Source organism: Streptomyces sp. JLBT605 (assembly GCF_058215555.1).
This window is the reverse complement of sequence record NZ_CM177087.1, coordinates 3,103,918-3,120,762: the sequence shown is the minus strand read 5'-3', so window position 1 is coordinate 3,120,762 and position 16,845 is coordinate 3,103,918. Positions and strand designations below refer to the sequence as shown.

Below are 16,845 nucleotides of genomic sequence, written 5' to 3'. Positions count from 1 at the left end.
CAACAACTCGAAGGCTGAGTCGATGAACGATCAGCAGAAGCTGCTTGACTACCTCAAGCGGGTCACCAACGACCTGCACCAGACGCGCCGCCGGCTGCGTGAGGTCGAGACGGCCCTGCCCGAGCCGATCGCCATCGTCGGCATGAGCTGCCGCTACCCCGGCGGCGTCCGCTCGCCCGAGGAGCTGTGGGACCTCGTCGCGTCGGACGGCGACGGGATCTCGGAGTTCCCCCGCGACCGTGGTTGGGACGTCGACGCGCTGTACGACCCGACGGGCACCAAGCCCAACACCACGTACACCCGCGAGGGCGGCTTCCTGCACGACGCCGGCGACTTCGACCCGGCGTTCTTCGAGATCAACCCGCGCGAGGCGCTGGCGATGGACCCCCAGCAGCGGCTGCTGCTGGAGGCGTCCTGGGAGACCTTCGAGCGGGCGGGCATCGACATCCCCGCGCTGCGCGGCAGCCAGACCGGTGTCTTCGCGGGAATCGCCTACCACGACTACGCGACCTTCCTGGCCGCCGCCAACCCCGAGGGCATCGAGGGCTACTTCGGCACCGGCACGTCGAGCAGCGTCGCGTCCGGCCGGGTCAGCTACGTCTTCGGCCTCGAAGGCCCCGCCGTCACCATCGACACCGCCTGCTCCTCCTCGCTGGTCGCCATGCACCTCGCGGTGCAGGCGCTGCGGCAGGGCGAGTGCACCCTGGCGCTCGCCGGTGGCGCCACCGTGATGGCCACCCCCGGCACCTTCGTCGACTTCGGGCGGCAGGGCGGCCTCGCCCCCGACGGCCGGTGCAAGGCGTTCGCCGGTGCGGCGGACGGCACCGGCTGGGCCGAGGGCGTCGGCATGCTGCTGCTGGAGAAGCTGTCGGACGCCCGCCGCAACGGCCACGAGGTGCTGGCCGTCATCCGCGGCTCGGCGATCAACCAGGACGGCGCCAGCAACGGCATCACCGCGCCCAACGGCCCGTCCCAGCAGCGCGTCATCCGGCAGGCGCTGGCCAGTGCCGGGCTGGCCGCCGGCGACATCGACGTGGTCGAGGCGCACGGCACCGGCACCACGCTGGGCGACCCGATCGAGGCCCAGGCGCTGCTGGCCACCTACGGGCAGAACCGGCCCGAGGACCGCGACCCGCTCTGGCTCGGCTCGCTGAAGTCGAACATCGGACACGCGCAGGCCGCGGCCGGTGTCGGTGGCGTGATCAAGATGGTCATGGCGATGCGGCACGGCGTGCTGCCCAAGACCCTGCACGTGGACGAGGCCACCCCGCATGTCGAGTGGTCGGCGGGCGCGGTCGAGTTGCTGACCGAGGCCCGCCAGTGGCCGTCGAGCGCCGAACGCCCCCGGCGCGCCGGTGTCTCCTCGTTCGGCTTCAGCGGGACCAACGCGCATGTGATCATCGAGCAGGCCCCGGAGCCCGAGGCTCCGGCCGCCGGTGAGACCGGGCTGCCGGTGGTGCCGTGGGTGCTGTCCGGCAAGACGCCGGAGGCGCTGGCCGCGCGGGTCGAGCAGGTGCGCGAGGCCGCCGCCGGACTGAACCCGCTGGACGTCGGCACCACCCTCGCGCGGCGGATGGCCTTCGACCACCGCGCCGTCGCCCTCGACGGTGACCTCACCCGACTGGTCTCGGGCCGGGTGCTGGGCGGCAAGCTCGCGGTGCTCTTCACGGGCCAGGGTGCGCAGCGGGTCGGCATGGGCCGCGAGCTGCGGGACGCGTTCCCGGTCTTCGCTTCCGCCTTCGATGAGGCGTGCGCAGCGCTGGGGTTGGATCCGGCGGTGCTGGACGACGCCGAGAAGCTGGACCAGACCCAGTACACGCAGAGTGCGCTGTTCGCGGTCGAGGTGGCGCTGTTCCGGCTCGTCGAGTCCTGGGGTGTGCGTCCGGACTTCGTCGGCGGGCACTCGATCGGCGAGCTGGCTGCCGCGCATGTTGCCGGGGTGCTGTCGCTTCAGGACGCGGGCAAGCTGGTGGCGGCTCGTGGCCGTCTGATGCAGGCGCTGCCGACGGGTGGGGCGATGGTCTCGCTCCAGGCGTCCGAGGACGAGGTCCGTCCGCTGCTGACCGACGGCGTGGACATCGCGGCCGTCAACGGCCCGAACGCTGTGGTGATCTCCGGTGATGAGGACGCCGTCCTCGCGGTCGCGGCGCACTTCGACAAGTCCAAGCGGCTGACCGTCTCGCATGCCTTCCACTCCTTCCGTATGGACGGGATGCTCGACGACTTCCGCAAGGTCGCCGAGTCGCTGACCTTCCAGGCGCCGCAGATCGCCATGACCGGTGATGTGACGTCGCCGGAGTACTGGGTGCGGCATGTCCGCGAGGCGGTCGGCTTCCGCGACGAGGTCACGGCCCTGCACGCCGAGGGTGTCCGCACCTTCCTCGAGCTGGGCCCCGGCGGGGTCCTGACCGCCATGGCTCAGGACTGCCTGCCGGACGCCGACCCGGAGTCCGTGGCCTTCGTCCCCGCGCTGCGGAAGAACGAGGCCGAGCCCCGGTCCATCGTCTCCGCCCTCGCTCAACTGCACGTCCACGGCAGCGACGTCGACTGGGCGGCCTTCTTCGCGGGCACGGGCGCGGCGCGCGTCGACCTGCCCACGTACCCCTTCCAGCGGCAGCGCTACTGGCCGCGCGGCACGGTTTCCGCCGCCGACGCGGGCGGGCTGGGCCTCGGCTCGGCCGATCACCCGCTGCTCGGGGCGGCCGTGGTGCTGGCCGGATCGGGCGGCCACATCTTCACCGGCCGGCTCTCCCTGCACACCCACCCCTGGCTGGCCGACCACGCGGTGATGGGCTCGGCGGTGCTGCCGGGGACCGCGTTCGTGGAGCTGGCGGTCCGGGCGGGCGACCAGGTCGGCTGCGACACGGTCGAGGAGCTGACCCTGGAGGCGCCGCTGGTGCTGCCCGAGCGGGGCGGCGTCCAGGTGCAGCTGGCGGTCGGCGAGCCGGACGCGTCCGGCCGCCGCGAGGTGACCGTCTACTCGCGGCGCGAGGACGAGGCCGTCGACCAGCCCTGGACCCGGCACGCCACCGGCGCACTGGCCACCACCGGGCAGACCGCCGACGCACCGATGACCGCCTGGCCGCCGGCCGGCGCCGAGGCCGTGGAGGTCGACGGCCTCTACGAGCGGCTGGCCGGGACCGGCCTGCACTACGGGCCGGTCTTCCAGGGGCTGCGCGCCGCCTGGCGCCTGGGCGACGAGGTGTACGCCGAGGTCGTCCTGCCGGAGTCCGCGGACTCCGGCGCGGACTCCGACGCCGCCGCCTTCGGCCTGCACCCGGCGGTGCTCGACGCCGCTCTGCACTCCCTCGCGTTCGCCGGTGGCGGCGACCCCGAGGGCGCCCGGCTGCCCTTCGCCTGGAGCGGGGTGACGCTGCACGCCTCGGGCGCGTCGGCGCTGCGCGTCCGGGTCTCGCCCGCCGGGGCCGACGGGGTCCGGCTGGCCATCGCCGACGGCACCGGCGCCCCGGTGGTCTCGGTCGACTCGCTGGTGCTGCGCACCATCTCGGCCGACCAGCTGAGCGCCGCGGCGGCCCACCACGACTCGCTGTTCCGCCTCGACTGGGCCGCGCTTCCGGCGGCCGCTCGCGAGAGCGGGGCCGAGCAGAGCTGGGCGCTGCTCACCGACGACCGGTTCGGTGTCGAGGTCGCGGATGCCGGGGCCGGCACCACCGCCTACCCGGACTTGGACGCGCTGGCGGCGGCGGTCGCCTCCGGTACCGCGCTGCCGGACGCGGTGCTGGTGGCCTGCGGCCCGCTGCCCGGAACGGCGCACGAGGCGGGGACGCGGGAAGCCTCGGCGCGGGCGCTGGACCTGGTGCAGCGCTGGCTGGCCGAGGACCGGTTCGCCTCCTCCCGTCTGGTGCTGGTGACCCGGGGCGCGGTGGCGGTCGAATCGACCGAGGACGTCTCCGACCTCGCGCACGCCGCCGTGTGGGGCCTGGTGCGCTCCGCCCAGTCCGAGAACCCGGACCGGGTCGTCCTGATCGACGTCGACGCACCGGCGGAGGCGGACGACGACAGCCTGCTGCGGGTGCCCGCCGCCGCGCTGGCCTGCGGAGAGCCGCAGCTCGCGGTGCGCGGCGAGCGGTTGCTCGTCGCACGCCTCGGCCGGGTGGCCACCGACGCAGTGCTGGCGGCCCCGGCGGGGGTGCCCGCCTGGCGGCTGGACGCCGCCGAGAAGGGCACCTTCGAGAACCTGCGGCTGGTCCCGGCACCGGAGGCCACCGCGCCGCTGAAGGCCGGCGAGGTCCGGATCGCGGTACGGGCGGCCGGCCTGAACTTCCGCGATGTGCTCAACGTCCTGGGCATGTACCCGGGCGACGCCGGTCTGCTCGGCTTCGAGGGCGCCGGTGTCGTCCTGGAGGTCGGCGAGGGCGTCACCGACCTGGCACCGGGCGACCGGGTGCTGGGCATGGTGTCCACCGCGGCCTTCGGCCCCACCGCGGTCGCCGACCGCCGGCTGCTGGCGCGGATGCCGCGAGGCTGGACGTTCGCCGAGGCCGCCGCCGCCCCGGTGGTCTTCCTGACGGCCTACTACGCGCTGGTGGACCTCGCCGGGCTGAAGTCCGGCGAGTCCGTGCTGGTGCACGCGGCGGCCGGCGGCGTCGGCTCGGCCGCGGTGCAGCTCGCCCGCCACCTGGGCGCGGAGGTCTTCGGCACCGCCAGCCAGGGCAAGTGGCACCGGCTGCGCGAACTGGGGCTGGACGACGCGCACATCGCCTCCTCCCGCACCCTCGACTTCGAGGCCGACTTCCTCGCCGCCACCTCCGGCCGAGGCGTGGACGTCGTACTCGACTCGCTGGCCCGCGAGTTCGTCGACGCCTCGCTGCGGCTGCTGCCGCGCGGCGGACGCTTCGTGGAGATGGGCAAGACCGACATCCGCGACGCCGACGAGGTCGCCGCGGCACACGCCGGCGTCTCCTACCAGGCCTTCGACGTCACCGACGCCGGACCGGACCGGATCCAGCAGATCCTGACCGAGCTGCTCGGCCTCTTCGAGAGCGGCGCGCTGCGGCCGCTGCCGGTCACCACCTGGGATGTGCGGCGGGCGCCGGAGGCGTTCCGCTACCTGGGCCAGGCGAAGAACATCGGCAAGGTCGTGCTCACCGTCCCCAGGAGCTGGGACACCGACGGCACCGTGCTGGTGACGGGCGCGACCGGTGCGCTGGGCGCGCTGGTGGCCCGTCACCTGGTGGCCGAGCACGGGGTGCGGCACCTGCTGCTGACCAGCCGGCGCGGCCTGGACGCGCCCGGCGCGGCCGAGCTGCGCGAAGAACTCGTCGCTGCCGGCGCCGAGGTGACCATCGCCGCCTGCGATGTGGCGGACCGCGAGGCGCTGGCCGCGCTGCTGGCCTCCGTGCCCGCCGCGCACCCGCTGACCGGCGTCGTGCACACCGCCGGTGTGATCGACGACGGCGTCATCGACGCGCTGACCCCCGAGCGGCTGATCACGGTCTTCCGGCCGAAGGTCGACGCCGCGCTCAACCTGCACGAGCTGACCGCCGGGATGGACCTGTCGGCGTTCGTGCTGTTCTCCTCGGCGGCCGGCACCCTCGGCAACCCGGGACAGGGCAACTACTCGGCCGCCAACGCCTTCCTCGACGCGCTGGCACACCAGCGCCGCCGCGCCGGACTCCCCGGCGCCTCCCTCGCCTGGGGCCCCTGGGCCGAGGCCGAGGGCATGTCCGGCGGCCTCAGCGACGCCGACCTGGGCCGCATGGCACGCGAAGGCTTCGCGCCGCTGACCGGCGAGGACGGCCTGGCGCTGTTCGACACGGCGCAGCTCGTCGACGAAGCCCTCACCCTGCCGATGCACCTGGACACCGCCATCCTGGCGCCGCACGCCGACGAGGTGCCGCCGATCCTGCGCGGACTGGTCCGCGCGCCCCGCAGGCGGGCCGCCGAATCCGGCGCGGTCACGGCCGATTCGCTGACCGAGCGGCTCGCCGCGCTGCCGGAGTCCGAGCGCGACGGCGCGCTGCTTGACCTGGTGCGCGAGCAGGTCGCGGTCGTCCTCGGCCATGCCGGGGCGGACGCGGTGGAGGCGGATCGTTCGTTCAAGGAGATCGGTTTCGACTCGCTGACCGCGGTCGAGCTGCGGAACCGGATGAACGCGGTCACCGGGCTGCGGCTGCCGGCGACCCTGGTCTTCGACTACCCCACGCCCGCCGAGCTCATGGCGTACATACGCGAGGAGCTCGCCGGCGACCTGGCCAAGGCGACGACCGCGGTCCAGATCACCGCGACCGCCGACGACGACCCGATCGTGATCGTGGGCATGAGCTGCCGCTTCCCGGGCGGGGTGTCCTCGCCGGAGGAGCTGTGGCGGCTGCTGGTGGACGGCGGGGACGCGATGTCGACGTTCCCGCTGGACCGCGGCTGGGACGTGGCCTCGCTCTACGACCCGGAGGGCAACCGTCCGGGCACCTCGTACACCCGTGACGGCGGTTTCCTGCACGACGCGGGCCAGTTCGACCCCGCCTTCTTCGGGATCTCCCCGCGTGAGGCGCTGGCGATGGACCCGCAGCAGCGGCTGCTGCTGGAGGCGTCCTGGGAGGCGTTCGAGCGCGCCGGGATCGACCCGGGCACCCTGCGCGGCAGCCGCACCGGCGTCTACGCCGGCGTGATCTACCACGACTACGGCACCCGGCTGACCTCCGTCCCGGACGGTGTCGAAGCCTTCCTGGGCACCGGCACCTCGGCCGGTGTCCTCTCCGGCCGCGTCTCCTACACCCTGGGTCTGGAAGGCCCGGCGGTCACGGTCGACACCGCGTGCTCGTCGTCGCTGGTCGCCCTGCACCTGGCGGTGCAGGCGCTGCGGGCGGGCGAGTGCTCGCTCGCCCTCGCGGGCGGTGTCACCGTCATGGCGACGCCCAACGCGTTCGTCGACTTCTCGCGCCAGCGCGGTCTGGCCGGTGACGGCCGGTGCAAGGCGTTCGCCGGCGCGGCGGACGGCACCGGTTGGGGCGAGGGTGTCGGCATGCTCGTCGTCGAGCGGCTGTCGGACGCCCGCCGCAACGGCCACCAGGTGCTGGCCGTGGTGAAGGGCTCGGCGATCAACCAGGACGGTGCGAGCAACGGCCTCACCGCGCCGAACGGCCCGTCCCAGCAGCGGGTGATCCGCCAGGCGCTGGCCGGAGCCGGCCTGTCGACCGCCGATGTGGACGCGGTGGAAGCCCACGGCACCGGCACCCGGCTCGGCGACCCGATCGAGGCGCAGGCCCTGCTGGCCACCTATGGCCAGGAGCGTGGTGAGGGTGGCGAGCCGCTGTGGCTCGGCTCGATCAAGTCCAACCTGGGCCACACGCAGGCGGCCGCTGGTGTCGCTGGTGTGATCAAGATGGTCATGGCGATGCGGCACGGGGTACTGCCCAAGACGCTGCACGTCGATGAGCCGACGCCGCATGTGGAGTGGTCCACGGGTGCCGTGGAGCTGGTCACCGAGGCGCGTGAGTGGCCGCAGCGGGAGCAGCAGCCCCGGCGTGCGGGTGTCTCGTCCTTCGGCTTCAGCGGGACGAACGCGCATGTGATTCTGGAGCAGGCGCCGGAGGTTGAGGCCCAGCCTGCTGCGGGTGGTGTTGAGCTGCCGGTGGTGCCGTGGGTGGTCTCGGGCAAGACGCCGGAGGCGCTGGCGGCGCAGGTCGAGCGGGTCCGCGAGGCGGCTGCCGATCTGGACCCGGTGGATGTCGGCTTCTCGCTGGCGTCGACTCGGGCGTCGTTCGAGCACCGGGCGGTTGTGGTCGGCTCTGAGGTCGTCTCGGGCCGGATGCTGGGCGGCAAGCTTGCGGTGCTTTTCACGGGTCAGGGTGCGCAGCGGGTCGGTATGGGCCGGGAGCTGTACGCGGCCTTCCCGGTCTTTGCTTCCGCTTTCGGTGAGGCGTGTGGCGCGCTGGGGTTGGACCCGGCGGTGCTGGATGATGCCGAGAAGCTGAACCAGACGGAGTTCACGCAGTGCGCGCTGTTCGCCGTTGAGGTGGCGCTGTTCCGTTTGGTCGAGTCGTGGGGTGTGAAGCCGGACTTCGTCGGTGGTCACTCGATCGGTGAGCTGGCTGCCGCGCATGTGGCGGGTGTGCTGTCGCTGGCGGACGCGGGCAAGCTGGTCGCCGCGCGTGGCCGTCTGATGCAGGCGCTGCCGACGGGTGGCGCGATGGTCTCGCTCCAGGCGTCGGAGGATGAGGTGTTGCCGCTCCTCACCGATGGTGTGGACATCGCGGCCGTCAACGGCCCGAACGCCGTGGTGATCTCCGGTGACGAGGACGCCGTCCTCGCTGTCGCCGCGCGCTTCGACAAGACCAAGCGGCTGACCGTCTCGCACGCGTTCCACTCGTTCCGTATGGACGGGATGCTGGCCGACTTCCGTAAGGTCGCGGAGTCGCTGACGTTCAACCCGGCGCGTATCGCGATGACCGGCGATGTGACCTCCCCCGAATACTGGGTGCGGCACGTCCGTGAGGCCGTCCGTTTCCACGACGAGATCCAGACCCTCCACGCCGAGGGTGTGCGCACCTTCCTGGAGCTGGGCCCCGGCGGCGTCCTGACCGCTATGGCGCAGGAGTGCCTGCCCGACGCCGACGGCGTGGCGTTCGTCCCGGCTCTGCGCAAGAACAAGTCCGAGCCGGAGGCCGTGGTCTCCGCTCTCGGGCGGGTGCACATCACCGGCAACTCCGTCGACTGGACGGCCTTCTTCGCCGGAACCGGCGCCGCGCGCGTCGATCTGCCCACCTACGCCTTCCAGCACCAGCACTACTGGCTGGTCTCCGGCGGTTCCTCGGTCGGGGATCTGGCGGCGGTCGGCCTCGGTGCGGCCGAGCACCCGTTCCTGGGCGCGGCGGTCGCGCTGCCGGACTCGGACGGGTCGCTGCTGACCGGCCGCGTGTCGGTGGACGCGCAGCCGTGGCTTGCCGACCATGTCGTGGCCGGGGCCGTGCTGGTCCCGGGCACGGCCCTGATCGAGCTGGCGATCCGCGCCGGTGACCAGGTCGGTTGCGGCACGGTCGAGGAGCTGACGCTGCAGGCGCCGCTGGTGCTGCCCGAGCACGGGGGCGTGCAGCTGCGCGTCGCGATCGGCGAGGCCGACGCGCGGGCTCGCAGGGCCGTGGACATCTATTCGCGTGCCGAGGACGCGCCGGAGGACGAGCCGTGGGTCTGCCACGCCTCGGGCGCGGTGGCGCCGGGTGCGGCGGCAGCCGTGGACGCCGGGCTGACGGTCTGGCCGCCGGAGGGTGCGAGCCCCGTCCCGGTCGAGGACCTCTATGCGCGGCTCGCCGCGAACGGGCTGGAGTACGGGCCGGTGTTCCAGGGGCTGACCGCCGCCTGGCGCCGGGACGGCGAGATCTTCGCCGAGGTGGCGCTGGACGAGGCCGCTGAGGCGGGCGCGTTCGGTCTGCACCCCGCGCTGCTGGACTCCGCGCTGCACGCGCTGGCGCTCGGTGACTTCGTGGCGGACGACGGCCGTGCCCGGCTGCCGTTCGCGTGGTCCGGGGTCACTCTGCACGCCACCGGTGCCACCGTGCTGCGGGTCCGGGTCACCCGGTCCGGCGGCGAGAGCGTGGCGCTGGCCATCGCCGACGGCAGCGGCGCGGCGGTCGCCACGGTCGACTCGCTCGCCGTGCGGCCGATCGCGGCCGACCAGCTCCAGCAGACGGACAACGCCTACCGCGACTCGCTGTTCGAGGTCGACTGGGCGACGGTGACGCTGCCCGGTGGGGCGGACGCGGCGCGGGACGCGGGCCGTTGGGTCTTCCTGGGCCGGGACGTGCCCGATCTGGCGGCGCTCGCCGCCGCGGTCGAGGCGGGCGAAGCCGTTCCGGATGTCGTGGTCGCCCCCTGCGGGCCTGCCGAGGGCGAGAGTGTGCCCGAGGCGGCCAGGGCGGCCGCGTACGCGGCGCTGGACCTGGTCCAGAGCTGGCTGGCCGACGACCGGTTCGCCGGCGCGCGGCTGGTGGTGCTGACCCGGGACGCGTTCGCCGATCCGGCGCTCGCGGCCGTGTGGGGCCTGGTGCGCTCCGCGCAGTCGGAGCACCCGGGGCGGATCGTGCTGGCCGATGTGGACGGAAGTGAGGAGTCCCTGGCGGCGCTGACCGCCGCGGTCGGCAGCGGTGCCGAGCACCAGCTGTCGATCCGCGAAGGTGTGGTGCGGGCGCCGCGTCTGGCGCGGGTGAGCCGCGCCACGGAGCCGGTGGCCGCGCGCTGGGACGCCGAGGGCACGGTGCTGGTCACCGGCGGTACCGGTGCGCTGGGCGCGCTGGTGGCCCGTCATCTGGTGGCCGAGCACGGGGTGCGGCATCTGCTGCTGACCAGCCGACGGGGCCTGGACGCCCCCGGCGCGGCCGAGCTGCGCGAAGAACTCGTCGCGGCCGGTGCCGAGGTGACCATCGCCGCCTGCGACGTCTCCGACCGTGAGGCGCTGACCGCGCTGCTGGCCGCCGTGCCCGCCGCGCACCCGCTGACCGGCGTCGTGCACACCGCCGGTGTGATCGACGACGGGACGATCGAGTCGCTGACCCCGGAGCGCATCGACGCGGTGTTCCGGCCGAAGGTGGACGCGGCCTGGCTGCTGCACGAGCTCACCCGCGAGATGGACCTGACGGCGTTCGTGCTGTTCTCCTCCGCCTCCGGTGTCTTCGGCAGCGCCGGACAGGGCAACTACGCGGCGGCCAACGGCTTCCTGGACGCGCTGGCCGAGCTGCGCGCGGCGGCCGGCCTGCCGGCCACCTCGCTGGCCTGGGGCCTGTGGGCGCCGTCCGCCGGGCTGTCCGGCGGCATGGCCGAGAGCCTCGACGAGGCCGACCTGGCCCGGATGGCGCGGGGCGGTGTGCTGGCGCTGTCCGCGACGGACGGCCTGGCGCTGTTCGACCTCGCGGGGTCGGTGGCCGGGGCCGCGCTGCTGCCGGTGAGCCTGGACCTGCCGGTGCTGCGCGCCGCGGCGGGCTCCGGCGCGCTGCCCGCGCTGCTGCGCGGCCTGGTCCGCACCACGGCACGGCGGGTCGCCGACGGCGGCCGGGCGGACACCGTCCGCCAGCGGCTGCTGGCCGCCCCGGAGGGTGAGCGCTCGGCGCTCCTGCTCGACCTGGTGCGCGATGAGGTGGCGGCCGTGCTCGGCCACGCCTCGGGCGCGGTGATCGAGGCGGAGCGGGCGTTCAACGAGATCGGCTTCGACTCGCTGACCGCCGTCGAGCTCCGCAACCGCCTGGGCGAGGCGACCGGCATGCGGCTGCCCGCCACGCTGGTCTTCGACTACCCGACCCCGGCGGCCATCGCCGGCTACCTCGGGGAGGAACTGCTCGGCGGCCAGGCGGAGGCCTCGGCGTCCGTGGCGCGCCGGGGATCGGCCGCGGTGGACGGCGACCCGATCGCCATCGTCGGCATGGCCTGCCGCTACCCGGGCGGGGTCGGCTCGCCCGAGCAGCTGTGGCAGCTGGTGGCGTCCGCGGGCGACGCGATCTCCGGCTTCCCGACCGATCGCGGCTGGGACCTGGAGGACCTGTACGACCCGGACCCGGACAAGCCGGGCAAGAGCTATGCGCGGGAGGGCGGCTTCCTGCACGAGGCGGGCCAGTTCGACCCGGCGTTCTTCGGGATCAGCCCGCGCGAGGCGACGGCGATGGACCCGCAGCAGCGGCTGCTGCTGGAAGCGGTGTGGGAGGCGTTCGAGCGGGCCGGGATCGACCCGACCTCGGCACGCGGCAGCCGCACCGGTGTCTTCGCCGGCTCGATGTACCACGACTACGCGACGCAGCTGGGCGGTTCGGTGCCCGAGGGCGTGGACGGCTTCGTGGGCACCGGCACCGCCGGCAGCGTGGTCTCCGGCCGGGTGAGTTACGTCTTCGGCCTGGAGGGCCCGGCCGTCACCATCGACACGGCCTGCTCCTCCTCCCTGGTGGCGCTGCACATGGCGGTGCAGGCGCTGCGGGCCGGTGAGTGCGACATGGCGCTGGCCGGTGGTGTGACCGTGATGGCCACCCCGGGCACGTTCATCGACTTCTCCCGGCAGCGCGGCCTGGCCCGCGACGGCCGCTGCAAGGCCTTCTCCGCCTCGGCGGACGGCACCGGCTGGGCCGAGGGCGTCGGCATGCTGCTCGTCGAGCGGCTCTCCGACGCGCGCCGCAACGGCCACCAGGTGCTGGCGGTCGTGAAGGGCTCGGCGATCAACCAGGACGGTGCCAGCAACGGCCTCACCGCGCCGAATGGTCCCTCGCAGCAGCGGGTGATCCGGCAGGCGCTGGCCGACGCCGGGCTGACCTCGGGCGAGGTCGACGTGGTCGAGGCGCACGGCACCGGCACCCGGCTCGGCGACCCGATCGAGGCGCAGGCGCTGCTGGCCACCTACGGCCAGGGGCGTGAGGACGCCGAGCCGCTGTGGCTGGGGTCGCTGAAGTCCAACATCGGGCACAGCCAGGCGGCGGCCGGTGTCGGCGGCGTGATCAAGATGGTCATGGCGATGCGGCACGGGCTGCTGCCCAAGACCCTGCACGTGGAGGAGGCGACCCCGCACGTCGACTGGGAGTCGGGGGCGGTCGAGCTGCTCACCGAGGCCCGCGACTGGCCGGAGACCGGCCGTGCGCGCCGCGCCGCGGTGTCCTCGTTCGGCTTCAGCGGCACCAACGCCCATGTGATCCTGGAGCACGCGCCGGTCGAGGAGCCCGCCGCACGGCAGGCCGCCGCCGAGGCGCCGGTGGTCCCGTGGGTCCTGTCGGCCAGGAGCCAGACCGCGCTGCGGGCCCAGGCCCAGCGGCTGCTGGCCCACCTCCAGCAGCGGCCCGGCACCGCGCCGGTGGACATCGCGGGCTCGCTGGCGCTCGGCAGGGCCGCCTTCGAGCACCGGGCCGTCGTGGTGGGCGCCGAGCGGGAGGACCTCCTCGCGGGGTTGACCGCGCTGGCGCGTGCCGAGTCGGCGCCGAACCTGGTGGAGGGCGTCGCCGGGGCCGCGGGCAAGGCCGCGTTCCTCTTCCCCGGCCAGGGCTCGCAGTGGGTCGGCATGGCGCTGGAGATGTTCGACTCCTCGCCGGTCTTCGCGCAGCGGCTGGGTGAATGCGCCGCCGCGCTGGAACCGTTCACCGACTGGTCGCTGATGGAGGTGCTGCGCGGCACGGAGGGGGCTCCCGCCTTCGACCGGGTCGACGTGGTGCAGCCCGCGCTGTTCGCGGTGATGGTCTCGCTCGCCGAGGTGTGGCGCTCGCTGGGCATCGAGCCGGGCGTGGTCGTCGGCCACAGCCAGGGCGAGATCGCCGCCGCCTGCGTCGCCGGGGCGCTCTCGCTCCAGGACGCGGCACGCGTGGTGGCCCTGCGCAGCCAGGCGATCTGCGTGCTCTCCGGCCGCGGCGGCATGCTCTCCGTCGCGCTGCCCGCGGAGCAGGCCGGGGCCCGGCTGGAGCGGTGGGCCGGCCGGCTCTCGGTCGCCGCCGTCAACGGCTCCGCCTCCGTCGTCGTCTCCGGCGACTCCGCGGCGCTGGACGAACTCGCCGAGGAGCTGACCGCCGAGGAGATCCGCAACCGCCGGATCGCCGTCGACTACGCCTCGCACTCCGCCCACGTGGAGGAGATCGAGGAGCGGCTGCTGGAGCTGCTCGCCCCGATCGAGCCGCGCCGCTCGCGCATCCCCTTCTACTCCACGGTGGACGGGGAGTTCATCGACACCGAGCGGCTGGACGCCGCCTACTGGTACCGGAACCTGCGGCAGACCGTCCGGTTCGCCGACGCCATCCGCGACCTCGCCGGCCAGGGCTTCTCCACCTTCGTGGAGTCCAGCCCGCACCCGGTGCTGACGCTGGGCGTGCAGCAGACGCTGGACGAGACCGGCTCCGACGCCGTCGTGGTGGGCTCGCTGCGCCGCGGCGACGGCGGCCGCGGCCGGCTGCTCACCTCGCTGGCCGAGGCGTACGTCCGCGGCGCCGCGCCCGACTGGGCCGCGGTGTTCGAGGGCACCTCCACCGCCCGCGTCGACCTGCCCACCTACGCCTTCCAGCGGCAGCGCTACTGGCTGACCGGCGGCGCCGCCACCGGCGGCGACGCGGCCTCCATCGGCCTGGGCAGCACCGGCCACCCGCTGCTGGGCGCCGCGGTCGCGCTGCCCGACTCGGACGCGGTGCTGCTGGCCGGCCGGGTCGGCGTGGACACCCACCCGTGGCTGGCGGACCACGCCGTCTGGGGCACGGTGCTGCTGCCGGGGGCCGCGCTGGTGGAACTGGCGCTCCAGGCGGGTGCCGAGGCCGGTTGCGGCCAGGTCACCGAACTGACCCTCCAGGCGCCGCTGGTGCTGCCCGAGACGGGCGGCGTCCAGCTGCGCGTCTCGGTCGGCGAGCCGGACGCCGGCGGCAACCGCTCGGTGCTGATCCACTCCCGCCGGGAGGATGCCGAGGACGGGCAGCCCTGGACGCGGCACGCCGACGGCACGCTGGCGGCGGCCGCACCCGCGGCCGCCGCCGACGAGGCGGTGCCGAGCTGGCCGCCGCTGGGCGCCGAACCGGTGGACGTCACCGCCTTCTACGACGAACTGGCCACGGCCGGGCTGGAGTACGGGGCCACCTTCCAGGGCGTCCGGGCCGCCTGGCGCGCCGGCGACGAGGTCTTCGCCGAGGTCGCCCTCCCCGAGGGCGTCGAGGCGGGCACCTTCGGGCTGCACCCGGCGCTGCTGGACGCCGCGCTGCACGCGATCGGCCTGGGCCGGTTCGTGGACGCGGCCGGGGCGGACGACGGCGGCGCGCCGCTGCCGTTCGCCTGGTCCGGGGTCTCGCTGCACGCCGCCCCGGGCGCCAGGACGCTGCGGGTGCGGCTGTCGGCGGCCGGGACGGACGCGGTGCGGGTGCGCGTCGCCGACGCCGAGGGCACCCCGGTCGCCTCGGTGGACTCGCTCGCCGTGCGCCGCATCTCGGCCGAGCAGCTGGCGGCCGCCGGCGGCACCGGCACCGACTCGCTGTTCCGCCTGGAGTGGCTGCCCGAGCCGGCCTCGTCCGGCACCCCGGCCGCCGGCTGGGCGGTCCTCGGCGAGGACCCGCTCTCCCTCGGTGCCGCGCTGAGCGGCGCGGGCGTGCCCGCCGTCACCGCCGCCGACCTGGACGAGCTGGCCGCCGCCGGCGGAACCGCGCCTGACCTGGTCATCGCCTGCCCCGCCGGGCGGACGGTGATCGAGGACCAGGCCGCCGCGGCCCGCGAGGCCGTGCACCGCACGCTCCACCTAGTGCGCGCCTGGCTCGCCGACGACCGGTTCGCCGCCTCCCGACTGGCGATCGTCACCAGCGGCGCGGTCGCCACCGGGCAGGCCGGCGAGAGCGTGACCGACCCGGCGCAGGCCGCCGTGTGGGGCCTGGTGCGCTCCGCGCAGTCGGAGAACCCCGGCCGCCTGGTGCTGGTGGACCTCGACGGCCACGACGCCTCGGCGCGCGCCTTCGCGGGCGCCGTGGCAGGCGGCGAGGACCAGCTGGCGATCCGTGCGGGCGCGGCGTTCACGCCCCGCCTGGCCCGGGTCACCGCCCCGGCCGGATCCGCGGACACCGAGTGGGACCCGGAGGGCACGGTGCTCGTCACCGGCGGCACCGGCACCCTCGGCGCGACCGTCGTCCGCCACCTGGTCGCCAACCGGGGCGTCCGGCACCTGCTGCTGACCAGCCGCCGCGGCCTGGAGGCACCCGGCGCCGCCGAACTGCGGGACGAACTCGCCGCTCTCGGCGCCCAGGTGACCGTCGCCGCCTGCGACGCCGCCGACCGGGAGGCGCTGGCCGCCACCCTGGCCGGTGTCCCCGCCGCCCACCCGCTGACCGCCGTGGTGCACGCCGCGGGCGTCCTCGACGACGGCGTGATCGGGACGCTCACCGCCGAACAGGTCGACCGGGTGCTGCGCCCGAAGACCGACGCGGCCTGGCACCTGCACGAGCTGACCGCGGGGCTGGACCTCGCCGGGTTCGTGCTGTTCTCCTCGGCGGCCGGTGTCTTCGGCGGCCCGGGCCAGGCCAACTACGCGGCGGCCAACGCCTTCCTGGACGCCCTCGCCTGGCAGCGGCGCGCGGCCGGGCTCCCGGCCACCTCGCTGGCCTGGGGCCTGTGGGAGGAGGCCAGCGGCATGACCGGCCACCTCGACGACGGCGACGTACGGCGCCTGTCGCGCGGCGGTGTCGCGGCGCTCACCTCCGAGGAGGGCCTGGCGCTGCTCGATGCCGCCCAGTCCCTGGACGAGGCCGCGCTGGTCCCGGTCCGGCTGGACCTGCCGGGCCTGCGCGAACTGGCCCGCACCGACGCCCTGCCGCCGCTGCTGCGCGGCCTGGTCCGCGTCCCGGCGCGGCCCGCGGCGGACGCCGCGGGCGGCTCCGCGGACGCCTTCCGGGAGCGCCTGGCGGCCACCCCGGAGGGCGAGCGTCCCACCCTGCTGCTGGACCTGGTGCGCTCCCAGGTCGCCTCGGTGCTCGGCCACTCCTCCGCGGACGCGGTCGAGCCGGACCGGGCGTTCCGCGAGGTCGGCTTCGACTCGCTGACCGCGGTGCAGCTGCGCAACCGGCTCACCGCGGCGACCGGGCTGCGGCTGCCCGCGACACTGGTCTTCGACCACCCGACGCCGACCGCGATCGCCGAGCTGCTGGGCGCCGAACTCGCCTCCGACACGGTCGGCGAGGAGCAGGCCGTCCAGTCGCTGATCGCCGGCATCGACGGTCTGGAGCGGGCCCTGTCCGACCTGGCGGAGGGCGGTGACGGACGGGAGCGGATCGCCGTCCGGCTCAACGCCCTGCTGGCCAAGGTCACCGCCGCCCCTGCAACCGAAGAGGGTGCGGAAGGCGACACGGTCAGGGAAAAGATCGAATCCGCGACCGACGACGAGATCTTCGATCTCCTCGACGGCTTCGGAATCAACTGAGA

General features: G+C 74.8%; 1 protein-coding gene. It reads left to right on the top strand.

Annotation, left to right across the window (positions count from 1 at the left end; all coding sequences use genetic code 11):
- Positions 1-22 precede the first annotated feature (22 nt).
- Entirely contained in the window at positions 23-16,843 is a 16,821-nt protein-coding gene (locus tag AC4BDD_RS13540) for an SDR family NAD(P)-dependent oxidoreductase (RefSeq protein WP_490691767.1), read from the top strand.
- Positions 16,844-16,845: the final 2 nt, after the last annotated feature.